The sequence below is a fragment of the Luteitalea sp. genome (genome assembly GCF_022842525.1).
Classification (GTDB): Bacteria; Acidobacteriota; Vicinamibacteria; order Vicinamibacterales; family Vicinamibacteraceae; genus Luteitalea.
Genome location: NZ_JALHPM010000016.1, coordinates 23142 through 45365, shown reverse-complemented (window position 1 = coordinate 45365; position 22224 = coordinate 23142). Strand labels below are relative to the sequence as shown.

The following is a 22224-nucleotide window of genomic DNA, read 5'->3' as shown; positions in this document are numbered from 1 at the left end:
CTGGGTCTGCAACGCCGCAAAGGCGTCGGTGTAGAGCCAGAGGCACCCGCACACGATCACTGGCACGTGTCCAGGTGGCGCCACACCCGCTCCTCCGCGTGGTCGTGGCCGGGCCCCGCGTGCCGCGATGCTCGAGCCCAGAGCCCAGAGCCCCTGAGCCTATCTGTGGTGAGCCCTGAGCCTTGAGCCCTGAGCCTTCTGTGCTGAGCCTTGAGCCCTGAGCCCTGAGCCTTCTGTGCTGAGCCCTGAGCCTTGAGCCCTGAGCCTATCTGAAGTCGTGCGACGGCGTCCGCGGCTGATCGCCGGCAAAGCCCATGACCCGCTCGGCGCGCACCGAGGTCACGCCCTCCTGCTGCTGCAGCACGCCTTCCACGACGAGAAACGGCGCGCGCATGATCAGCGGCCGCTGCCGATCGAAGACGTCGGGGCGAATGATGACGTTGGCCAGGCCCGCCTCGTCCTCGAGCGTGAGGAACACCATGCCCTTGGCCGTGCCCGGACGCTGTCGCGTGATCACCGCGCCAGCGACGCGCACGCGACGCCCGCCACGGGTGCGCACGAGTTCGTCCGAACGCAACACGCCGCGCAGGCGCAGGTCGGCGCGCCGCAGCGACATCGGATGCGGCCCGATCGTCACGCCGCTGCCGCGGTAGTCGGCGACGATGCGCTCCATCGGCGTCATCGGGGTCAGGGGACTCTCGTCGGCCGTCGGAACAGCGTCGGGGGTGGCCTGCGTGGGCACCGGTGACGGCCGGCTCGGAGAGCCGGCCCTACCCTTCTCGACCCTACCCTTCTCGGCCCTACCCACACGCACCGGCGGCGCCTCCTCGTCGAGGAAGGCGAAGAGATCACCCGTCGGCCGCACCACGCGCTCGGCCTCCCACAGCGCACCGCGCCGATCGGTGCCGAACGCATTGAGAGCGCCGAGACTCGCCAGCGTGTTCAGTTCATCACGCCGGATGCCCGTGACCGCCACCAGGGCGTCGAGCGACGACCACCGCACGGACACGGCCGTCGGCAGTCGGCTGTCGGCCTTCGCCACGGCGGCGGCGGACGCGGCGGCAGGGCCCGGTGCCCGGTGCCCGGAGCCCGGTGTCCGGCGCTCTTCGTCCTCCCAGTCGTGGGCGCAGACGCCGCAATAGACGTGACGGCCATCCGCCCGCGCTTCGACCTCGAACATCGACGCATCGTCGGCGCCACACTTCGGGCAGCGCAGGATCTCCGCCGCCGCGTCCCTGAGCCCTGAGCCCTGAGACGTCAGGACCGAGCCCTGCGCCCTGAGCCCTGCGCCTGTTTCCAGCGTGCGTCCCACTTCCTCCCGCAGCCCCTGCACCATGCAGAAGCCGAGTCGCACGGCGCCGTCGGCCATGATGCGGCACGCCCAGGCCGAGTGCTGCACGTCCACCGGCAGGAAGCGGACACCGTGCCGCTGGGCATCCTTGATCAGCGTCGCCGGGTGATAGAACCCGAGCGGCTGGTTGTTGAGCAGCGCCGTGTAGAACGCCGCCGGGTAGTACGCCTTCAGGTACGCGCTGGCATACACGATCAGCGCGAAGCTCGCGGCGTGCGACTCGGGGAAGCCATAGAGCGCGAACGACGAGATCGACCGGAGGATGCTCTCGGCCGTCTCGCCCGTGATGCCGCGCTCGGCCATACCCGATCGCAATCGTCCCTCGATCTGTCGCATGCGCGCTTCGGATCGCTTGAACCCCATCGCCCGGCGCAGTTCCTCGGCCTCGCCGCCCGAGAATCCCGCCACGACCATCGCCATGCGCAGCAACTGCTCCTGGAACAGCGGCACGCCGAGCGTGCGCTTCAGGATCGGCTCGAGCGACGGATGGGCGTACACGACCGGTTCGTCGCCGCGGCGCCGCGCCAGGTACGGATGCACCATCTGGCCGACGATCGGCCCCGGCCGGATGATCGCGACCTCCACCACGAGGTCGTAGAAGCAGGTCGGCTTGAGGCGGGGCAACGTCGCCATCTGCGCCCGCGACTCCACCTGGAACAGCCCGACGGTGTCGGCCTCCTGCAACATCTGATAGACGACCGGATCGTCCGGCGGCAGGTGCGCGAGATCGATCGTCGCCGGTGGCGTGGCCTCGGTGTCGTGTCCGCTGGCGCGTGCTTCGTCGGCCGCCGTCGTGTTGACGATGGTGATCGCTTCCTGCAGCACGGCCAGCATGCCGAGCCCGAGCAGGTCCACCTTGACGATGCCCATGTCGGCGCAGTCTTCCTTGTCCCACTGCACCACCACGCGTCCCGGCATGCTCGCCGGCTCCAGCGCCACCACATCGTCGAGCCGCCCCTGGCACAGGACCATGCCGCCGGAGTGCTGGCCGAGATGCCGCGGGATGTCCTGCATCTGCATCCACAGATCGCCGAACTGCTGGATCTGCGGCAGGTCGGGATCGACGCCCAGTTCCCGCAGGTGGCGGGCCAGCGTGTCCTTCGGGTCCTGCCATTCGAAGGGACTCATCACCTTCGCGAGCGTGTCGATCATCTCGGTCGGGCACCCGAGCACCTTGCCCACCTCGCGCGCCGCACTGCGGCCACGATAGGTGATGACGTTGGCCGTCATCGCCGCACCGCGCTCGCCATACCGCGTGTAGAGATACTGGATGGCCTGTTCGCGTCGATCGCCGCTCGGGAGATCGAGGTCGATGTCGGGCCACTCGCCGCGCTCCTCCGACAGGAAGCGCTCGAACAGCAGCTCCATGCCGACGGGATCGACGGCCGTGATGCCCAGGCTGTAGCACACCGCGCTGTTGGCGGCCGACCCTCGCCCCTGCGCGAGGATGTCCTGCTGCCGACAGAAGTTGACGAGGTCCCACACGATGAGGAAGTAGCCGGCGAGATCGAGCTTCTCGATCAGATCGAGTTCACGCGCGATCTGCCGCCGCGCCTTCTCCGACAACGGCCGGTACCGCCAGTGCGCGCCCGCCTCGGTGATGCGCCGGAGGAACGAGACCTGCGTCTCCCCCTCGGGCACCGGGTAGTCGGGAAAGCGATAGCCGAGATTCGCCAGCGTGAAATCCAGACGTTCGGCCAGCACCTGGGTGTTGGTCACCGCCTGCGGCAGATCGCTGAAGAGCGCCTGCATCTGCCGGGGCGACTTCAGGTAGCGCTCGGCATTGGCCGCGAGCCGACGCCCGGCATGCGCGAGCGTCGTGCCATGTCGGATGCACGTGAGCACGTCGTAGAGCGGCCGCGCCTCGGGCGTCGCGAAGCGCACGCCGTTGGTCGCGAGGATCGGCACGCGATACGCCTCGGCCGCCGCCACCAGGATGCGGTTGTCCACTTCCTCGTCACGCGTGAGATGCCGCTGGATCTCCACGTAGACCTGGGCCCGGCCGAACACGCCGACGATCTGATCGAGCAGCCCGGCCACGCCATGGCGATCGGCCGCCAGCATCGGCCGCCCGACGATGGCGATGAGGCCGTCGATGTGCCCATCGAGATCGCGCACGGTCAGCGCGCCCTGCCCCTTCGCTGCGGCCAGCTTCATCCGGGTGATGAGCCGGCACAACGAGCGATAGCCCTGCGCCGAGGCCACGAGCAGCGGCAGGCGCCAGATGAGCGGCGCATGCAGCGACGCGGGGGCCGACGCCCGTGTGCCACTGCCCGTCTGCATCGTCACTTCGGCCCCGACGAGCGCGCGGAGGCCGGCCTTGCGGGCCGCCTGGTAGAACCGCGGCGCGCCGTAGACACCGTCGCGGTCGAGCAGCGCCAGGGTGTCGTAGCCGAGCGCGCGCGCCTGCTCGACGAGCGCCTCGGGCAACGACGCACCGTCGAGGAAGGAGAAAGCCGATGAGGTGTGCAGCTCGACGTACATCAGGTATCGGGAACCGGGAATCGGGAACCGGAAATCGGGCACCGGGCACCGGGCACCGGGAACCGGGCACCGGGAACCGGGCACCGGGAACCGGGCACCGGGCACCGGGCACCGGGCACCGGGCACCGGGTAGGGCACCGGGTAGGGCCGGGTCTCCGACCCGGCCGTCACATGCAAAGAAAAAGCGAAAGTCGCAAGCCAGAAAAAGAGCCCCTCGGGCTCTCGGACGGCCGCTTCGGAGAAGCGGCCCTACCCCCAGCGACAACGAACTGACAGAGGATGGATCAGGCGAAGAGAAGACGTAAAGGACTAAATTTACGAGGCATTTGCCCCACAAATGACTTCGAGGAAGGCAGGCCCCACATCTTCGGCCTTGCGCTGGCCGACCCCATAGATGTCGCGGAGGGCCTCGGCCGACCTGGGGCGCAGCCGGGCCATCTCGCGCAGGGTCGTGTCGTGGAAGATGACGTACGGCGGCACGCCGCGCCCGCGGGCCAGGGCCAGGCGCACCTCGCGCAGGCGTTCGAACAGGTCGCGGTCGACGCCTTCCCACGACTCGGTCTCCACGCGCGATCGCCGTGGGCCGGCATCCTTGGACCGGCGCTTCTGCCGGAACAGTGCCACCGGGGGCTCGCTGGTGCCGTCGCGCATCAGCGTGCGTCCCTCCGGCGAGAGCACGAGCACCGGGTAGTCGCCCGGCGTCTGGCGCAGGAAGCCCAGCGCCGTCAGCTGCTCGATGTAGCCGCGCACTTCGGTGACCGGCACGCCCGAGAACAACCCGAACGTGCTCAGCTGCGCGTGTCCACGCGCGGTCACCGCCTCCGACGTCTTGCCGACGAGCACGTTGGCCACGTGCGCCGCGCCGAACCGCTGCTCCACCCGCGCCACACACGACAGCACCTTGCGCGCGATGGTCACCGCATCGTCGACGATCTCGAGTTCGCCGAGGCACACGTCGCAGGCACCGCAGTCGTCCCGATCGTAGGTGTCGCCGAAGTACTGCACCAGATGCCGATGCCGGCACCGCGTGCTGGCGGTGTAGCGCTCGATGTCGCGCAGCAGTCCCTGCGCCGAGTCGGTGAGCTCGCCATTCTTCTCGAGCATCACGCGCCACTTGAGGAAGTCGGCCCCCGACGTGATCAGCACGCACTCGGCTTCGAGCCCGTCGCGACCCGCACGCCCCGACTCCTGCTGGTAGTGCTCGAGCGACTGCGGCGCCCCCGTGTGCACCACGAAGCGCACGTTGGACCGATGGATGCCCATCCCGAACGCCACCGTGGCGACGACGACAGCGGCCTGCTCGGTGAGGAAGGCGTCCTGGTTGCGGGCCCGTTCGTCGGAGGTCAGGCCGGCGTGATACGGCACCGCGCCGTAGCCCTCCTCCACCAGCCACGCCGCCAGCGCATCGACTTCCTTGCGCGAGGGACAGTAGAGGATGCCCGCCTCGCCGCGATGCCGCGCCAGCACCTCGAGCACCTGTTTCTTCAGTTGGTCGCGCAGCAGCACGCGATACACGAGGTTGGGACGATCGAACGACCCGACCTCCTCGAGCGCATCGCGCAGCCCGAGTTGCGTGAGGATGTCGCGGCGCACGCGCCCCGTCGCGGTGGCGGTGAACGCATGGATGCTCGCCTGCGGCAGCAGCGTGCGAATCTGCCCGAGCCGGCGGTACTCGGGCCGGAAATCATGCCCCCACTGACTGATGCAGTGCGCTTCGTCGACGGCGATGAAGCTGACCCCCACCTGCGCGAGGAAGCGGACGAACCGATCGCCGCCGTCGCCGACGAGCCGCTCCGGCGCCACGTACAACAGCCGCGTCTGACCGTCACGCACGCCCTGCATGACGGCGCGCTTCTCGCTGTCGTCGAGCGCGCTGTTGTAGCAGGCCGCCGGCACGCCGTTGGCGGTGAGGCCGTCGACCTGGTCCTTCATCAGCGAGATGAGCGGCGACACCACCACCGCCAGCCCGGGCTTGAGCAGCGCCGGCGCCTGGAAGCACAGCGACTTGCCGCCACCGGTCGGCATGACCAGTAGCGAATCGCGGCCACCGAGGATGGCCTCCATGACCTCGCGCTGATGTGGCCGGAACTGGGTGTAGCCCCAGTAGCGCGCCAGCACGTCTTCGAGGGAGGAGGAGGAGGAGGGAGCGAGGGTCGAACTCACGCAGGGGCGATCGTATCAGGCGCCGAACGCTGCCGTCGGCGACGCCGGCCCGCGATCGGCACCCAGAACATCCAGAGACCGCTGAGGTACATCCCCAGCAGCGCCAGGCCGGCGGGCAGGAAGACGCCGAGCCGACTGATCTCGCCGGCGAAGAACGAGCCGTCGTGCAGCGACTCGATCACGTCCGATCGCCGGTAGCTGGACTGCAGCACGCGCCCGCTGCCGAGATCGACCTGCACTTCCCACCCGCTGCGCAGCAGCACCTTCACGAGGCCCCGATCGGGACGCACGTCCAGACGCGCGATGTCCTGCCACCCGGTCGCCTGCGCGTCGGGCACCTGCCGCACGCTCGACAGGATGCCGTCGAAGTCGAGGGCCGGCACGGTGCCCGTGCCCCGCTGCTCCGGCGGCTGGACCCAGCCCACGTGCTTCTTGGTCTGCAGCAGGAGGCCGGACCCGATCACGACGAGGAGCGGCGCGGCAAGGACGGCCGTCAGCCAGTAGTGGAGGCGTCGAGTGAGTACGTTGAACGTCATGCCCGGGGACGCGCAAGGCGCGGCGCCGATCGTACCAGCCTGCCCGGCGCCGCCCGCACCGTGCTACGCTCCGCGCCGTGCAGGGCGACGCGTGCGCATCGTGATTGCGGGAGGTGGCCAGATCGGCCAGGGGCTGGCGCGGGCGCTGGCCGCCGACCACGAAGTGTTCGTCATCGATCACGACCCGGCCGTGGCCGACGTCTTCCAGTCGCTGGACGTCGAATTCCTCCTCGGCAGCGGCACGAGTGAAGACGTCCTGGCGCGGGCCGACATGGCACGCGCCGACTTCTTCGTCGCCGCCACCGGCCTGGACGAAGTCAACATCGTCGCCTGCGCCATCGCCAACCGGCTGGGGCACCCGCAGACCATCTGCCTCGTCTCGCGCGCCGACTTCCTCGATGCCCAGGGCGGCCCGGGCGGACTCGGGGCCTTCGGCGTCAACCGGGTCATCTGGCCCGAGGCGCAGCTGGCCGCCGACATCGAGCGCACCGTCACGGCGCCGGGCGCCATCGACGCCGAGGTCTTCGCCGGCGGCGTCGTCCGCCTGCTGGAGTACCGGCTGGCCGCAGACTCGCCGCTCACGGCCGCGCCGGTGTCGCGCCTCCGGATGCCGCGCGGGTCGCTCATCGTGGCCATGAAGCGGGGCGGCCTGATCTCGGTGCCCCGCGGCCACACGCAGCTGGCGGCGGGCGACAAGATCATCCTGATGGGCACCCCGGAGGCCATGTCCGAGGTCGAGACCCTGCTCAACCCGGGGCGCACCGGCGGCCGGCTCGAAGTGACGATCATCGGCGGGGGCGACGTCGGGTTGCAGCTGGCGCGCCGGCTCGAGGCCATGCCCACCTGCGATCTCCGCATCCTGGAGCGCGACCCGGCCCGCGGCGCCCTGCTCGCGGCCGAACTGACGCGCACGCTGGTGCTCAACGGCGATGGCACCGACCTCGAGTTCCTCGAGTCGGAGCACGTCGGCGGCAGCGACGTGCTCGTGTCGGTGATCGACAACGACGAGCGCAACCTGCTGGCCTCCCTGCTCGGCCGTCAGCTCGGGGTACCGAAGATCATCACGCGCGTCAGCCGGCCCTCGAATCTCCGGCTGTTCGAGCGGGTCGGCATCGACGTGGCCATCTCGGCCCGCGGTGCCGCGGTGGCGTCGATCCTCGATCAGATCGCCGGGGGCACCACGAGCCTGCTGGCGGTGGTCGAACACGGCGAGGCCCGGGTCTTCGAGCTGACGCTGGGGCCGACGTTCGAGCCACGGCAGCTCAAGGACATCGGCACGGCCGAAGACGCCATCATCGCCGCCATCCTGCACGCCAACCACGCGGTGGTGCCGCGCGGCGAGGATCGCATCGGCCCGGGCGATCGCATCCTGGTCTTCGCGACACGCGAGGCCGCAGACCGCGTGCGCCAGTACTTCCTGCGCGGGACACCGTGACCGCGCCCGGCGACTGACCCATGCGCCTGTCCCTGGTCGTCCACGTGGGTGGCGTCATCGTGCGGTTCTTCGGCGCCATGTTCCTGCCGGCGCTGCTGGTCGCGGTGCTCTATCGCGAATGGCACGATGCGATCGGCTTCCTGGGCGCAGCCATCGTCACCACCGCGCTGGGACACCTGATGCGCAGCGCGGGCGGACGCGACGCCGAAGGTGCCGTCGAGGGCATGCGCCGGGTCGAGGGGCTGGCGGTCGTGGCGCTGTCCTGGCTGCTCATCGCCCACCTGGCCGCGCTGCCCTTCGTGTGGGCGGGCCTCGGGCCAATCGACGCCCTGTTCGAGGCCATGTCGGGCCTCACGACGACCGGCGCGACGGTGCTGCGCGACTTCTCGCCGTACGGCCGGGGGTTCATGTTCTGGCGGGCCCTCACGCACTGGCTCGGCGGCATGGGGGTGATCGCGCTGTTCGTCGCCGTGCTGCCGCGCCTGGCCATCGGCGGCCGCGAGTTGTTCTTCGCCGAGGCTGCAGGCCCGAGCAACGAGAAGGTCAGCCCGCAGATCCGCCGCACGGCCCTGCTGCTGTGGCAGGTCTATGCCGGCCTGACGCTGCTGCAGGTGCTGGCGCTGTGGGCCGTCGGCTTCTCGCTGTTCGACGCCACGTGTCACGCCCTGGCCACGCTGGCGGCCGGGGGCTTCTCGCCGCATCCGCAGTCGATCGCCGGGTATCAGAACCCCGCCGCCGAGTGGGTGATCATCGTCTTCATGTTCCTGGCCGGCGCCAACTTCGCCCTGCAGTACCGGGCGCTGGCGCGCGGCCGCCTCGACGTGCTGACCCGCGACGAGGAACTGCGCGCGTACGCGGGGGTCGTGGTGCTGGCCACGGTGCTGCTCGTGCTGGCACTCGGCACGGGCCCCTCGCTGATGACCACCACGCGGACGGCCCTCTTCCAGGTGCTGTCGATCCTCACGACGACCGGGTTTGCCAGCGTCGACTTCCAGTTGTGGAACGAGCAGGCCAAGATGGTGCTGCTCGTGCTGATGTTCATCGGCGGCTGTGCCGGATCGGCCGGCGGCGGGCCGAAGGTCGTGCGGCATGTGCTGCTGGCGCGCTACACCTTGCGCGAGTTGCGCCGCACGCTGCACCCGCGGGCCGTGCTCCCCGTGAAGCTCGATGGCCGGGTGGTGCCCGAGTCGGTCCTCAACAGCGTGGTGGTGTTCTTCCTGTTCTACCTGCTGGTGTTCTCCATCTGCACCGGCGTGGTCGTGGGACTCGGCGCCGACATGATGACCGGGCTCACCGCTTCGATCGCCTGCCTGGGCAACATCGGCCCCGGGTTCAATCAGGTCGGCCCGATGGGCAACTTCGCCGACCTGCATCCCGTGAGCCGGGTGACGCTGACGCTGGCCATGTGGATCGGCCGCCTCGAGGTGCTGACGGTGCTGGTGATCCTGCGCCCGGAGGTCTGGCGCTCGGGCCAGTGGTCGGCCCAGCCGCGACACGCCCGCGTCTGATGGGAGGGCCGCCTCAGTCGATCTCGCCCTCGACCCACCACTGCTGCGTCTTGCGATCCTGGAAGATCCGGTAGGCCGCGCCGCTCTCGAGCGCGATGTCCCACTCATCGCGATCCCACGCGCCATCGCTCTCGGTGGACGGCTGCCACCATGCCCCCGACGATCGCCACGGGCCGGCCGCCTGGGCAATCGGGCCATCGCGAAAGACCGTGTCGCGCGATCGGACCCCGAAGCGGATGGCCCGCGGGATGCGCCCCTGGCCCAGCACCACCACGACCGGCCAGGGCTGCCGCAACCGACGGACGTGATAGCCCGCCGTGTCGAGCCAGCCTTCGCGCGCCGGTTCGCGCGCGTCCTCGCGGGCACGCCCGGCCTCCCTGGTGGCGGTGAGCCCGAGCGCCGCCAGCCACGCGCCGGCCCCCGTGTCCTGCCCCTCCACCCCAGTCGGCACGAACGGCGCCAGGGCGACGTCTCCGGGACGATGGGAATCCACCAGCGCGGGGGCGCCACACCGGCCCGCGCCCATCAGGGCGGTGAGCCGGGCCTGCAGGGCCGCCAGCTGATCGTCGGACGGCAGCGCCTTGCGCAACAGCGAGAACTGGACGATCCGCCCGGGCACGGCGTCGACGCTCACCGTCAGGCGATCGATGGCGGCATGCGGCGGATGCGCTTCGAGATCGAGCAGCAGCAGCGTGCGCAGCACCCGCGCCTCGCGCACCGGCACCGGCAGTTCGATCTCGCGCACATGGGTCTGGCGATCGGTGAGCTGCAGGGACAGGCGCACGACGGCCGCGGCGCGATCGCGCGCCTCCAGGTGCGCACACAGCGGATCGAGGACGCGGCCGAGCACGAACGACAGCGGCTCGAGCCCCTCGATCGGCCACTCGAGCTCCAGCGACTGCGAGAACGCCTCGTCGGCCGGCTGCCCCCGCAGCGGACGCGGGTCCAGGCCCACCGCCAGGCGCTGCAGCCAGAGCCCACGCTCCCCGAGCCGGGCCTGGAGATCGGCCGCTGGCAGGCGCGCCAGCTGCGCACACGTGGTGATGCCCCAGCGCTCCAGCGTGGCTCGCACATCGGGCCAGGGACGCCCGCTCGGCATCCGGAGCGGGGCATCGTCCACGAGGGTCTCGGTCTCGGCGTCTGGCGGCTGACGATCCGGCACCGCCCCTCCACCGACCAGCCCCTGCCCCGCCGACAGCCGATAATTGCGCGCCCCGCCCAACCGACGCACGCGCACGGCCCCGACAAGCGCCAGATCGACGCCGGGCACGGCCGCCAGCGCCTCCACCGGCAAGGGCGCGAGGGCCGGGGGCGTGTGCCCCCGTGCGACGACGGCCTCGACACCCGCCGACGCCAGGATGAGCGCCGCCACCCAGGTCGGCGCCACCGCCACACGCACCTCGAGGTCGCGATCCCGCGCCAGGGTGCGTGCGGCCGCCGCGATCTCCTCGGGACCACCAAGAATGCGCTGCAGCCCCGAGACGTCGAGCACCAGCGTGCGCGCCGTCAGGCGCTCCCAGCGCGGTGTCATGTCGGCCGCCACCGCCGACAGACGCGTCAGGATGTCCTCACGCGTCAGATCAGGAGGGCACGAGTGGAGATGGAGGGCTGCGAACATGGGCTTGGAGAATTTCAGAATTTCAGAATTTCACCACCATGGTCAGCAACTCGACGCATGGCGGTGGTCGTGACATTGTGAAATTCCTGCCATTCTGAAATTTCCGTCTATCCCGCCAGGGCGACCTGGACCTCGCGCGTGCTGCCCTCGGCGGCCCGGCTGCTGACGACGCGCATGGCGCAGTCCATGCCGGCGAGCCGGCACGAGCGCGCGGTCTCGCCTTCCCAGCGCGGGCGCCCCTGCACACGCACCGACACCCCACCCGCGCTGCGCGTGATCGGATCGGCCGCGAGGATCACCAGCATCGTCTCGCGTCCCTCGATGGCGCGGTGCAACCGCAGCCACGTGGACGAGGGAATCGTCCGCAGCACGAACGCCGGGATGTCGCACAGATCCAGCGCCACCACCCCGAAGCCACCCGCCTGCGCCACCAGATGCGCGGCCTTGATCGCCCGCTGCACCACCGTGTGCGTGAGATCGGGATCACCCCGACGAGGTCGCAACGCCAGCACCCCGGGCGACAGCGGCATCCCGCGCACCCAGAGCACGTGCGACAGCCTCACCCCCGCCGCGGCCGCGCCCGCCGGGTCGCCACGGTCGACCGTGTCGATCCACGCGGCCACGTCGCCACGCGCGGTCGCCGCCGCCAGCGTGGACACCAGGACGCGCGTGCGTCCCGAAGACGCCGGCCCGACGATTTCGGAGACATGGCCGCGAGGCCAGCCGCCGCCGAGCGTGGTGTCGAGTTCAGGCAAGCCCGTGGACAGCACGCCGGTGGCAGGCACCCGACCGGCGAGGGTGCCATCGAGCCGACGAGCCTGCAGCAACGCTTCGAGATGTGCACGCGAGCGCGGGAGAGACATTCGTTTTTGTTTCGCCTCCCACTCAGCGTACCACCTCGACGGGCCCTCGGCAATGTCCGGTGCGTGCATGGCCCGACAACGCCCGGCACCGGATGGGTCTGACACCGCGAACGCTCACACCACCGGATGGAAGAGGATGACGGTCGGCGTCCAGATGGCGTGTGCAATCAGGCCAGGCCCCACACGGCCCGTGTACATCCGCAGCGCGGTCCAGATCGCGCCACAGGTGCAGGCCAGCACGGCCACGATGATCGACCCGCTGCCCAGTTGCGTCAGCGAGAACGCCAGCACGCTCGTGACTGCCGCCACCGTCGCGCCCAGGCGCGCGCTCCAGACGTCGATCCACGCGCCCCGCCACAGCAGTTCCTCGGCCGTCAGGATCACCAGCGTCCACGCCAGGGCGACGGCCGGCGTCTCGGTCCCGGCCGCGCGATACAGCCGCGACACATGCGTCGCCAGTTCCGGCACGAGGGCCCGCGCTGCCTCGAAGGCCACGTACGTGCCCACCGTCATCAGCACACCGACCGCGACGCCCAGCGCGAGGTCACGGCCGCGCAGGCGGAAGGCCGCACGCCGCGGCACGCCGCGCACCGCCACGACCACCAGCGCGACCAGCACCGCATGCACCCCCACCACCCAGTAGATGTCGCCGCGGCCGAAACGGGCCATCACCAGGGCCCAGCTGACATTGAGCGCCACCAGCAACAGGCCCTGCCAGAGCAGGGTCGTCCTCGGCGGCGTGGAACGGAGGGTCATGACACGGCGGCGGCGTGATCGTCCTTCGGTGTCACCCACTCGGCCGCCTCCTCGACGAACAGGGCCATCTGCGACAACTCGTCGGCCTCCCCGGCCAGCGCCCGCCGCACGGTCTCGTCGAACGACTGGCGGCGATACTGCGGATACACCGCCCAGAACCCATCGTCTGGCGACAGGATGTCGGTCCGCAACCCTTCGACGAGTTCGGCGGCCAGGTGCGGATCGGCACGCGTGATCAGGCCGATCCAGTACGCCGAAAGCGATGGCGTCACGAATGGCACCTGGACAGTGTATGGCCGCCGGCCGAGCAAACCAGCCGTGCGCTCGATGATCGCGCGGGCCGTCAGGGTCTCGAGGCCGGGCAGCGGCCAGGCCCGACTCTCGCTGGTGTCCAGGCGAAGCGCCAGCACGATCGCCTGCACGACGTCGACGATGCCGATGGGTTGCGTGCGGCTGTCCAGCCACGCCGGCAGCAGCATGACCGGGAGGCGGGCCGCCAGATCCCGCACCATCCGGAAGCTCTCGCTGCCACTCCCGATGACCATCGTCGCCTGCAGTTCGATGACCGGCACGGGCCCCTCGCGCAGGATCTCTCCGGTCGCCAGGCGGCTGCGGAGGTGCCGTGAGGGCGGACCGGCCGGCCGCATGCCGCCGAGATACACGATTCGCTGCACGCCAGCCGCGGCCGCCGCGGCGCGAAACGTCAGGGCCGCCTCACGTTCGATCCGTTCGTACTCGTGGTCGGCACTGGCCATGCCATGGACGAGATACACCGCCTGCGTGCACCCCTGCAGCGCCGCGTGGACGGTCTCGGGTCGCAACAGATCCAGCGCCACGAACGCGCGGTCGGGGTGGTCGTGTCTCGCTCGCGCCACATCACGGGTGCCGCCGACGACGTCGGCACCGGTGCGCGCGAGGATGGGCACCAGGTGCGAGCCGACGAACCCGGTCGCGCCGGTGACGAGCACGCGCGGGCGCGGACCAGGGGTGACAGCGGCCGGTGGACGTGCCGTGGGAACGAGGGTCATGGCAGGGTCCTGCTTCAAGAACCACGCCAGTCGAGTCCGCTGGGCTGAGGCGGGTCCGGCCGCGTCAGCCAGCCGCGCCGGCAAGCCGATGCTTACCAGCTGTATCGCGTTGCGTCAGCGCCGCCCGCCGAGATGCGGGGTCGCCTCGGAGATGGGAGGGCCGCCTCGCCGAGGCGTCCGGATGTGTTCACCGTCGAGATGCGTCGAGGTTCCGTGTGCCAAACCGTGTCCGCGTCCTCTAGGATGGAAGGAGATCACGTCGCCTCCGGACCTCCCGGGGGCTCATCGAAAGGAATACCCGCATGCAACGCCAGCTTGGCCTCATCTTCGGCGCCGCAGCGCTTCTCGCGCTCGGCATGGTCGGCGCCGCCCAGACGCCCGCGCCGATTCACGTCAACCTGCAGGACGGCAAGGGCCAGGCCGTCGGCCACGCGATGATCTCGCCGGCCGGCGAGGGGGTCTCGATTGCCGTCTCGCTGAAGGGACTGCCGCCGGGCGATCACGCCATTCACGTCCACGCCGTCGCCAAGTGTGAAGGGCCGGCGTTCACCTCGGCCGGGCCGCACTTCAACCCGACCACCAAGCAGCATGGGCTCCAGAACCCCAACGGGCATCATGCCGGCGACATGCCCAACATCACCGTAGGCGCGGACGGCACGCTCGAGAAGACCGTGACCAACACGGCGGTGACGCTCGGGAAGGGCCCCAACTCGCTGTTTGCCAACGGCGGCACGGCCCTCGTGATTCACGCCAAGGCCGACGACCTCAAGTCCGATCCGGCGGGCAACGCCGGCGATCGCATCGCCTGCGGCGTGATCACCGCGGCACACTGACGCGGCGCTCCTCGGTCCACAGCAGTTGCGCCGCATAGGCGCGACATGGCCGCCAGGCCTCGGCCCTCGCCAGCAGCACCGCTGGTGGGGGCCGCACGCCCGTCTCGGACGCGGCGCCACGCAACAAGCCGACATCACTGGCGGGAAACGCATCGGGCGCACGCAGGGCGCGCAGCGCGATGTAGTGCGCCGTCCAGGCGCCGATGCCCTTCACGGCGCACAACCGCGCCAGACTCGCCTCCAGCGGCGTCGTCGGGTCGAAGAGGCGCGGGTTGTCGAGGGCCGCGCGGGCGAGGGCGGTCAGCGTGGCGCGACGACTGCCCGGCATGCGCAGGGGGGACAGATCGGCCGCAGCCACGGCCCGAGGCGTGGGGAACGTCCGGTGCAGCGACGCGCCCCCGAGCGATGGGGGAAGCGACTCGCCACAGATCTGGACCACCTGCGAGACCAGCCCACGCGCGGCCGTCACCGTCACCTGCTGTCCGAGCACGGCGCGGACGGCCAGTTCGAAGGGCTCCCAGCCCCCCGGAACCCGCACGCCGGGATGCCGGGCGAGCAGCGTCGCCATCCACGGGTCGCCGCCGAGCTGTTGCGCCATGTCCTCGAGCTCGCGGTCGAGATCGAGGACGCGCACCAGACGCGACAGGATGGCCTCACGCGGGACCGGCCGCAGCGTCGAGAGGCGCACAGCGATGGCGGATCGTGCCGGCGCGGGGGTGACACTGACGACGCCAGGCACGCCGTCGATGCAGAAGGTGCGCCGGTATTCCGTCGGGCCGCACGCCTCCACGCCGTCGACGGCCCGCGCCGCCAGCCACGCCAGCATCGCCGGCCAGGCGTAGGCGCCCCGGTAGTCGGCCCACACCGCCCCGTCGGTCTCGCTGCCCATATCGGGCATCATCGCAGCCCCGGTTGGGGTGCGGTAGCACTGGACGCCGGCCCCATGGACGAGCCAGCATGGTGCGCGCATGTCCCTCCTCCCGCCGTCAGCCGTGATCGAGACGCCGCGAACCTGGCAGGTCCGGTTGCTCGCGCTGATCCTCCGGCTGACGTTCTGGTGCGGGCTGGTCGTGTACGTCCCGAGCCTGTACCTGTCGCTGCGCGTCGGGGTCCTCGGCATCGCCCTCATCGACACGATCGCCATCGTCGTCATCGGCGTCCTGCACTTCTCGCCGTCCCTCTCCTACATGGGGCGGGCGATCGGCTTCTGCCTGGTGTTCTACATGCTGGCCGTGGGGCTGCTCATCTGGGTGGGCCCGATCAGCCAGATCTCCCTGTTCGGGTTCACCACGGTGGCCACCCTGCTGCTGGGCTACCATCCTGGATTCGTCACGTCGGTGCTCAGCTCGCTGACGCTGCTCGTCATCGGGGCGATCGGCTGGGGAGCGCCAGGGATGCTGGCGCCGACGTGGGGCACGGACGTCACCGCGTGGATCGTGGTGACGTTGAACTTTGCGCTCGTCAACCTGATGCAGACGGCGGCCGTCGGCATGGTCGTGAGCACGTTGCAGGGCACCCTCGATCGGGAGATGGGCGCACGGGCGTCGTTGCAACGCGAGCACACGCTGCTGCGCACGCTGATCGATGCGCTGCCGGACGTCATCTTCGCCAAGGACACCCACCGCCGGTATCAGCGCGGCAACGCGGCACTGCTGACTCAGCTGGGCCTGACACGCGAGGCCGACCTGCTCGGCAGGTCCGACGACGACCTCGTGCCGCCCGCGGAAGCCCGCACCTCCCGCGACCACGACGAGCAGGTCCTCCAGGGCACTCCGCTGTTCAATCAGGAACTGCCGAGTCCGACGGCCGACGGCACGCTCCGCTGGTCTCTCACCAACAAGGTGCCCCTGCGCGATGGGGGCGGCGGCATCGTCGGCCTGATCGGGATTGCCCGCGACATCACCGACGTCAAGCGCGCCGAAGCCGACCGGGCGCATCTGCTGGACCGGCTGCAACTGCAGATCGAGCGCATGCCGCTCGCCTACGTGCTGACCGACGCGACGTTTCGCTACGTACGCTGGAATCCCGCCGCCGAGCGGATGTTCGGCTTCACGGAGGCCGAGGTCCTGGGCAGGCATCCGTTCGACCTCATCGTGCCCACCGAGTCCCAGGAGGAGGTGACGCGGCGCTTCGACGAGATCATGGCCGGCAGCATGGACGCCCACGGCGAGATCCGCAACCGGACGCGTGACGGCCGCACGATCATCTGCGAATGGCACAACACGCCGCTCGTGGACGAGACCGGCGCCTTCACCGGCGTGCTGTCGCTGGCCGAGGACGTGACGGAGCGTCGCAGCCTCGAAGAACAGCTCCAGCAGGCCCAGAAGATGGAGGCGGTCGGCCGGCTCGCGGGGGGCGTGGCGCACGACTTCAACAACCTGCTGACGCTGATCATCGGCTACAGCGAGCTGCTGCTGTCGCCCCCGCGCGCGGCACTGGACGTGCCGCAGTCGGTGCGCGCCATTCGTGACGCCGCCGAACGTGCCGCGACGCTCACGCGGCAGTTGCTCGGCTTCAGCCGCCAGAGCCTGCTGCAGCCGCGCGTGCTCGATCTCAACGTGGTCGTGGCAACGATCAGCACGATGTTGCGGCGCCTGATCGGCGAGGACATCCTGCTGACGACGTCCCTCGCGCCGGTGCTGGCCCACGTCAAGGTGGATCCCGGCCAGCTGGAGCAGGTCTTGATGAACCTGGCCGTGAATGCGCGTGACGCGATGCCCACCGGTGGGCACCTGCGCATCGAGACGTCCTCGGTCATGCTCGACGGCAGTGCCCACGTGAGACTGACGATGAGCGACACGGGGTCCGGGATGACGCCGGACGTCGTGGCACGCATCTTCGACCCGTTCTTCACGACCAAGCCGGCGGGTCGGGGCACCGGCCTCGGACTGGCGATGGTGCATGGCGTGGTGCAGCAGAGTGGGGGCCGCAGCGAGGTCCGCAGCGAGCCGGGGCAAGGCACGACGTTCACGCTCGACTTCCCGGCCGTCGACGACGCGGGCCTCAAGGAGGAGTCGCCTGCGTTGCCCGAGCACGTCGGCGGCGACGAGACGATTCTGGTCGTCGAGGACGAAGGGAGCGTGCGTGGTCTGGTCGTGCGCACGCTCGCGTCCTACGGCTACAGCGTCGTGGCAGCCACCAACGGTCAGGACGCGTTGCGCGTGGCGACCGCGCACGCCGGGCCCATCGATCTCGTGCTGACCGACATCGTGATGCCGGCCATCGGTGGCCCAGAGTTGGTGCGACGGCTGCGCCCGACGCTGCCGCAGGCGCGCACGCTCTTCATGAGCGGCTACACCGACGATGCGGTGATGCGACACGGTGTGCTGGAATCGGACGTGGCCTTCATCCAGAAGCCTTATACGCCAGCGGAACTGGCGCGCAAGGTGCGGGAGGTGCTGGACATGCCCCGGGTGCCCAGCGCGGAGCACGCATCCTGACATCGCCCACCTCGCGCGGCCTCGCCCTTGGCTTGGCGTCGCATGCGCTGGCCGGCGTGTCGCCCTTCATCGTCGCTGCCGTCATCGCGCGCACCACCCTGCTGCCCGGGACGGCGCTGGTCTACGGCCTCGGAGCCGTCGGGTTGCTGCTGATGCTCGCGGTCCCTCGCGGGCGCGAGCGACTGGACGCCGAGACGCGGGCGCTGCTGGCACCAGGCCGGCGTGGCGCCTTCGTCATGAGCCTGGCGGGCTTCCTGGTGGCGGGCATCGCCTTCTACGTCGGGCTCGCCGGCAGCCCGCGCGTGGCCGAGTACGTCTTCCTCACGCGGCTGGACTGGGTGGTGCAGGCGCCGGTGGCCATCCTCGTGCTGCGCGAGCCGTGGACGCGCGCCGGACTGGCCGGCGCAGGCCTGGCGCTGGCGGGCGGGCTGCTCCTCGTGTGGAACGGCGCCGTGGGCACGAGCGGACTGACCGCGGCGGGCGTCTATGTGGCGGCCTCACTCGCGGGGTATCTCGGGGCCAGCCGTCTGGCCAGGGCCGGTGGTCTCGCCGCGTCCACCACGCTCACGGTGTGGCGACACTGGGTCAACACGATCGGGTTCGTGGCGCTCGCCCTGCTGCTGGGTCCGGCGACGATGCCGCCGCTCGCGATGAGCACCGTGGCGCTCGGCGCGGTCAGCGCCCTGGTGCTGATCGGCCTGTTCCTCTGCCGCTTCGCCGCTTTGACGCACCTGCCGCTGTGGGTGCTCTCGGCCCAGGCGCCGGTGCAGGCGGTGGTGGCGCTGGTGGCCTCGCGCCTCACCGAGGGCACGCCCTCGGCCACCACTCTCGTCGCCGTCGCCATGATCGTCGGCGGCGAAGTCGTCGTCGCCACGAGCCAGCGCCAGCGGCCGCGTTGAGTCCTGTCGGGGGCGGCTTCGGGCGGTGACGGCCGGCTCGGAGAGCCGGCCCTACCCCTGCGGGCTGTTCTGCGTTCTACGTTCTGCGTTCTGCGTTCGTCAGCCATTCAACGTGACTGTCTTCCCTGTCTTCGCCGCCTCGTAGATCGCCATCATGGCGCGCAGGTCCTTGAGGCCTTCCTCGCCGGGCGTGCGTGGTTCCGTGTTGCCCTTGACGCACTCGGCCATGTGATCCATCTCGAGGGCGAACTGGTTGCGTTCGGGCAGCGATCGCAGTTCGACCGTCCCGCCTCGAATCACCTGCATCCGGAGGTCGCTGTAGCTGAGCGCGGGCTCGAGCTGGAACGCGGCCTTCTCGGCATGCACGCGGAAGCGGTTCAGGCCGACGCCGTAGCTGGAGACGCAGTTGGCCAGGATGCCGCTCGGGAACCGCAGCTGGAAGTTGATGGTCTCCTCGACACCGTCGGCGAAGCGCACGTCGCCGGGCGTGGTGTACGAGAACGCGTTGATGGCGACGGGCTCCTCACCCGAGAGGTACCGCGCCGCGTTGAGCGCGTAGATGCCGATGTCCATCAGCGATCCACCGCCGGCGAGCTGCTTGTTCAGGCGCCACTGCTTCGGGTCGCCGATGCTGAAACCGGCCTCGCACAGGATGACCTTCGGCTTGCCGAACTCCTGCTCGCGCGCCATCCGGATCATCGCCATGTTGTACGGCTCGTAGCGCAGGCGATGGCCGATCATCAGCTTCTTGCCTGCCGCTTTCGCCGCCGCGATCATCGTCTCGCACTCCTGCGGCGTGTTGGCCATCGGCTTCTCGCACAACACGTGCTTGCCGGCCGTGTGCGCCCGCACCGTGTACTCGGGATGCATGCTGTTGGGCAGCACCACGTACACGATGTCCACGTCGGGGTTGTCCTTGAGGCGGTCGTAGGTGTCGTAGCTGTAGAGGCCCGACGCCGGCACGCCATACGCGGTGGCGAGCGTCTTCGCCTTGGCCGCATCGCCGCTGACCAGGGCCGTCACCCGCGCGTGTCGACAGTGCGCGAACGCCGGCAGGATCTGGTTGATCGACAGGCTGCCGAGCCCGACGATGGCGAAGCCGAGCTTCTTCTCGGGCGGCCCCGGCAGGCGCGGCTGGGCGCGTGCCCGGACGCCGGCGAGCGAGGTGGCGGCCACGGTGAGTCCCGTGGCCTGCAGGAACTGTCGTCGTGATGTCGTCGGCGTACGCATGGAGTGCCTCACGGGATCGCTGTCGATGTAGGCGCCGGACTTGTCCGGCGCGGGCCACGCAGACCGCCGGACAGGTCCGGCGGCCACGACTCGGGAACGGCGGCTACGTGGCAGGGCGCTCAGCCAACCTTGCCGTGATCGCGTCGACATCGTAGACGCAGCCGCCCCAGGTGCCGCCACTGGTGGCCTGCAACGCCGCCCACAGGCGCGTGGCATCCGGCAGCTTGGGGTGCGGCGCCAGCGCCGGATGCGGCGCCCGCTCGGCCAGCGTCTCGGGATCCGGCACGAGGGCGCTGGTTGCCGGGTCGAGCCGCACCAGGTCCACGGTGCCGGTCAGCGCCCGCGTGTCGATGACGACGTGCACGAGGTCGCCGTCACGCAAGCGCCCGAGCGGCCCACCCGCGAGCGCCTCTGGGCCGATGTGCCCGACGCACGGCCCGGTCGACACGCCGGAGAAGCGGGCATCGGTCAGGAGCGGTGTGCCGCGCAGCGTCGGCAGGTGCTTCAGCGCGGAGGTCACCTGGTAGACCTCCTCCATGCCGGTGCCCATCGGCCCGATGCCGGCGACCACCACCACCTCCCCGGGCGCCAGCGCCGTCTCGTCGTGCGCCTTGATGGCACGGATGGCGTCGGCCTCGCTCGTGAACACGCGCGCCGGGCCGACATGACGGTACACGCCGTCCTCGCCGAGCAGGTCGCGGGCAATCGCCGTGCTCTTGACGATGGCGCCGTCGGGCGCAAGGGTGCCGCGCATGAAGCACACGGTGCTGGAGAGTCCGACGACGGCGGCCGAGGCGGGCGGCAGGATCACGGTGTCGGGGTCGACGCGATCGCGGTCGCGCAGCACCTGCCGGCAGCGGGTGCGACGCTCGCTCTGGGCCCACCAGTCCAGCGCCTCGTCCAGCGTCACGCCGGCGCAGGTCGGGACGCGCGTGTCGAGCAGGCCGAGCGCGCGCAGGTGCAGCAGCACCTCGGGCACCCCGCCAGCGAGGTGGACGCGCACGGTGGGATGCGGCCCGGCCGGCAAGGCGTCGACCAGGCGAGGCACGGCGCGATTGACCGCCATCCAGTCCTCGAGCCCGGGCCGCGCCAGGCCGGCCGCGTGCGCAATCGCCGGGACGTGCAGCAGCAGGTTGGTCGACCCGCCAAACGCCGCATGCGTCACCATCGCATTACGAATCGACGCATCGGTGACCAGCGTGCGCGCCGTCCACCCGAGGCCGCGCTGGGCCTGCAGGCCGTGCACGGCCCTCGCGGCGCCATCCAGCCAGATGGCCTGCCCGGACGGCGCGAGCGCGCTGTGCGGCACGGCCAGGCCGAGGGCTTCGGCCACGACCTGCGCCGAGGCCGCCGTCCCCAGGAACTGGCACCCGCCCCCTGGGGAGGCGCACGCGCGGCAGCCGAGCGCCGCGGCTTCCTCGAGCGAAATCAGCCCGTGCGAGAACCGCGCGCCGATGGTCTGGACGGTGCCGGCATCCTCGCCATCGGTCGCCGGCAGCGTGACGCCGCCGGGCACGATCGCGACGGGCAGGTCGCCGGCACCTGCCACGGCCATCAGCATCGCCGGCAGGCCCTTGTCGCACGTGGCGACGCCGAGGACCGCCGATCGCGTCGGCAGCGACCGGATCAGGCGCCCCAGCACGGTGGCGGCATCGTTGCGATAGGGCAGGCTGTCGAACATGCCCGGCGTGCCCTGGGACCGCCCATCACAGGGATCGGTGCAGAACCCGGCGAACGGCGTCCAGCCGCTGGCGCGACAGGTCAGCGCTGCCTCACGCATGAGGAGGCCGACTTCCCAGTGTCCGGTGTGATAGCCGAGGGCGAGCGGCGAGCCGTCCGGCTCGCGCATGCCGCCAAGGGTGCTGAGCAGCAGCATCTGCGGCTGCCGCACGGCGCCAGGGGCCCAGCCCATGCCGACGTCCAGCGACCACCCGAACAAGTCGCCGCTCGGCTTCTGCAGGAGGTCGTCGGCCGTCAGCGGCAGCTGCCCCGCGGGGCCGGGGGCAGCTGTCGTGATGCCGTAGATCGCGGCGTCACCGCGATCGAGCGCGAGGGGGACGGAAGGGGCCATCGACGCCTT

General features: G+C 70.6%; 15 protein-coding genes. 5 read left to right on the top strand and 10 right to left on the bottom strand.

Annotated features, from left to right (window positions below; all coding sequences use genetic code 11):
• Positions 1 to 265: 265 nt before the first annotated feature.
• The 3 genes from Q0C41_RS05405 to Q0C41_RS05395 form a co-directional block, all read right to left on the bottom strand.
• Entirely contained in the window at positions 266 to 3835 is a 3570-nt protein-coding gene (locus Q0C41_RS05405; protein ID WP_291981653.1) for a DNA polymerase III subunit alpha, read from the bottom strand.
• 315 nt (positions 3836 to 4150) lie between these two features.
• Entirely contained in the window at positions 4151 to 5998 is a 1848-nt protein-coding gene (recQ, locus tag Q0C41_RS05400) for a DNA helicase RecQ (protein ID WP_291981651.1), read from the bottom strand.
• Positions 5995 to 6534: a PepSY domain-containing protein gene (locus tag Q0C41_RS05395; RefSeq protein ID WP_291981649.1), complete on the bottom strand. Its 540-nt coding sequence runs from the start codon at positions 6532 to 6534 to the stop codon at positions 5995 to 5997. Before Q0C41_RS05395 ends, recQ begins: the two co-directional genes overlap by 4 nt.
• Positions 6535 to 6625: 91 nt before the next feature.
• Here Q0C41_RS05395 and trkA point away from each other — a divergent pair, with 91 nt between their 5' ends.
• Positions 6626 to 7969, top strand: a complete 1344-nt coding sequence (gene trkA, locus Q0C41_RS05390) for a Trk system potassium transporter TrkA (RefSeq protein ID WP_291981647.1) — start codon at positions 6626 to 6628, stop codon at positions 7967 to 7969.
• A gap of 20 nt (positions 7970 to 7989) precedes the next feature.
• The gene (locus Q0C41_RS05385; RefSeq protein WP_291981645.1) at positions 7990 to 9477 is read left to right on the top strand and encodes a TrkH family potassium uptake protein; all 1488 of its coding nucleotides are present in this window, start codon (positions 7990 to 7992) and stop codon (positions 9475 to 9477) included.
• 13 nt (positions 9478 to 9490) lie between these two features.
• On the opposite strand, the gene Q0C41_RS05380 is transcribed toward Q0C41_RS05385, so the two are convergent.
• From Q0C41_RS05380 to Q0C41_RS05365, 4 genes are all read right to left on the bottom strand, one after another.
• A complete protein-coding gene (locus Q0C41_RS05380) occupies positions 9491 to 11095 on the bottom strand; it encodes a hypothetical protein (RefSeq protein WP_291981644.1) in 1605 nt (534 codons plus the stop codon).
• A gap of 107 nt (positions 11096 to 11202) precedes the next feature.
• Positions 11203 to 11958, bottom strand: a complete 756-nt coding sequence (locus Q0C41_RS05375) for a hypothetical protein (protein ID WP_291981642.1) — start codon at positions 11956 to 11958, stop codon at positions 11203 to 11205.
• A 114-nt stretch (positions 11959 to 12072) separates the two neighbouring features.
• A complete protein-coding gene (locus tag Q0C41_RS05370; protein WP_291981640.1) occupies positions 12073 to 12714 on the bottom strand; it encodes a type II CAAX endopeptidase family protein in 642 nt (213 codons plus the stop codon).
• Positions 12711 to 13742, bottom strand: coding sequence for an NAD-dependent epimerase/dehydratase family protein (locus tag Q0C41_RS05365; RefSeq protein ID WP_291981638.1), 1032 nt, complete (start codon positions 13740 to 13742; stop codon positions 12711 to 12713). The genes Q0C41_RS05370 and Q0C41_RS05365 overlap by 4 nt, the downstream gene beginning before the upstream one ends.
• A 302-nt stretch (positions 13743 to 14044) precedes the next feature.
• On the opposite strand from Q0C41_RS05365, the gene Q0C41_RS05360 reads away from it, so the two are divergent.
• The gene (locus Q0C41_RS05360) at positions 14045 to 14575 is read left to right on the top strand and encodes a superoxide dismutase family protein (protein WP_291981636.1); all 531 of its coding nucleotides are present in this window, start codon (positions 14045 to 14047) and stop codon (positions 14573 to 14575) included.
• Here the strand turns inward: Q0C41_RS05360 and Q0C41_RS05355 are convergent.
• Positions 14559 to 15545 (bottom strand): AlkA N-terminal domain-containing protein, encoded by a 987-nt coding sequence (locus tag Q0C41_RS05355; protein WP_291981634.1) that lies wholly within the window; start codon positions 15543 to 15545, stop codon positions 14559 to 14561. The two genes, Q0C41_RS05360 and Q0C41_RS05355, sit on opposite strands and share 17 nt — an antisense overlap.
• Between Q0C41_RS05355 and Q0C41_RS05350 the strand changes: the two genes are divergently transcribed.
• Positions 15544 to 18015 (top strand): PAS domain-containing sensor histidine kinase, encoded by a 2472-nt coding sequence (locus Q0C41_RS05350; RefSeq protein WP_291981631.1) that lies wholly within the window; start codon positions 15544 to 15546, stop codon positions 18013 to 18015. The two genes, Q0C41_RS05355 and Q0C41_RS05350, sit on opposite strands and share 2 nt — an antisense overlap.
• A 32-nt stretch (positions 18016 to 18047) precedes the next feature.
• Positions 18048 to 18914, top strand: a complete 867-nt coding sequence (locus tag Q0C41_RS05345; protein WP_291981629.1) for a hypothetical protein — start codon at positions 18048 to 18050, stop codon at positions 18912 to 18914.
• A 99-nt stretch (positions 18915 to 19013) separates the two neighbouring features.
• Here Q0C41_RS05345 and Q0C41_RS05340 read toward each other — a convergent pair whose 3' ends face one another.
• Both Q0C41_RS05340 and Q0C41_RS05335 read right to left on the bottom strand, forming a co-directional pair.
• Positions 19014 to 20144: a Gfo/Idh/MocA family oxidoreductase gene (locus tag Q0C41_RS05340; RefSeq protein WP_291981628.1), complete on the bottom strand. Its 1131-nt coding sequence runs from the start codon at positions 20142 to 20144 to the stop codon at positions 19014 to 19016.
• 103 nt (positions 20145 to 20247) lie between these two features.
• On the bottom strand, positions 20248 to 22215 hold the full coding sequence (locus tag Q0C41_RS05335; protein WP_291981626.1) for a YjhG/YagF family D-xylonate dehydratase: 1968 nt from the start codon (positions 22213 to 22215) through the stop codon (positions 20248 to 20250).
• Positions 22216 to 22224: the final 9 nt, after the last annotated feature.

What these genes read in the sequence shown, in the direction of transcription:
- Q0C41_RS05370 (WP_291981640.1), bottom strand. Translation starts at nt 12,714, where the DNA reads ATGACCCTCCGTTCCACGCCGCCGAGGACGACCCTGCTCTGGCAGGGC.
- Q0C41_RS05375 (WP_291981642.1), bottom strand. Translation starts at nt 11,958, where the DNA reads ATGTCTCTCCCGCGCTCGCGTGCACATCTCGAAGCGTTGCTGCAGGCT.
- Q0C41_RS05380 (WP_291981644.1), bottom strand. Translation starts at nt 11,095, where the DNA reads ATGTTCGCAGCCCTCCATCTCCACTCGTGCCCTCCTGATCTGACGCGT.
- Q0C41_RS05360 (WP_291981636.1), top strand. Translation starts at nt 14,045, where the DNA reads ATGCAACGCCAGCTTGGCCTCATCTTCGGCGCCGCAGCGCTTCTCGCG.
- Q0C41_RS05365 (WP_291981638.1), bottom strand. Translation starts at nt 13,742, where the DNA reads ATGACCCTCGTTCCCACGGCACGTCCACCGGCCGCTGTCACCCCTGGT.
- Q0C41_RS05385 (WP_291981645.1), top strand. Translation starts at nt 7,990, where the DNA reads ATGCGCCTGTCCCTGGTCGTCCACGTGGGTGGCGTCATCGTGCGGTTC.
- Q0C41_RS05405 (WP_291981653.1), bottom strand. Translation starts at nt 3,835, where the DNA reads ATGTACGTCGAGCTGCACACCTCATCGGCTTTCTCCTTCCTCGACGGT.
- Q0C41_RS05350 (WP_291981631.1), top strand. Translation starts at nt 15,544, where the DNA reads ATGTCCCTCCTCCCGCCGTCAGCCGTGATCGAGACGCCGCGAACCTGG.
- Q0C41_RS05395 (WP_291981649.1), bottom strand. Translation starts at nt 6,534, where the DNA reads ATGACGTTCAACGTACTCACTCGACGCCTCCACTACTGGCTGACGGCC.
- Q0C41_RS05335 (WP_291981626.1), bottom strand. Translation starts at nt 22,215, where the DNA reads ATGGCCCCTTCCGTCCCCCTCGCGCTCGATCGCGGTGACGCCGCGATC.
- Q0C41_RS05355 (WP_291981634.1), bottom strand. Translation starts at nt 15,545, where the DNA reads ATGCGCGCACCATGCTGGCTCGTCCATGGGGCCGGCGTCCAGTGCTAC.
- Q0C41_RS05340 (WP_291981628.1), bottom strand. Translation starts at nt 20,144, where the DNA reads ATGCGTACGCCGACGACATCACGACGACAGTTCCTGCAGGCCACGGGA.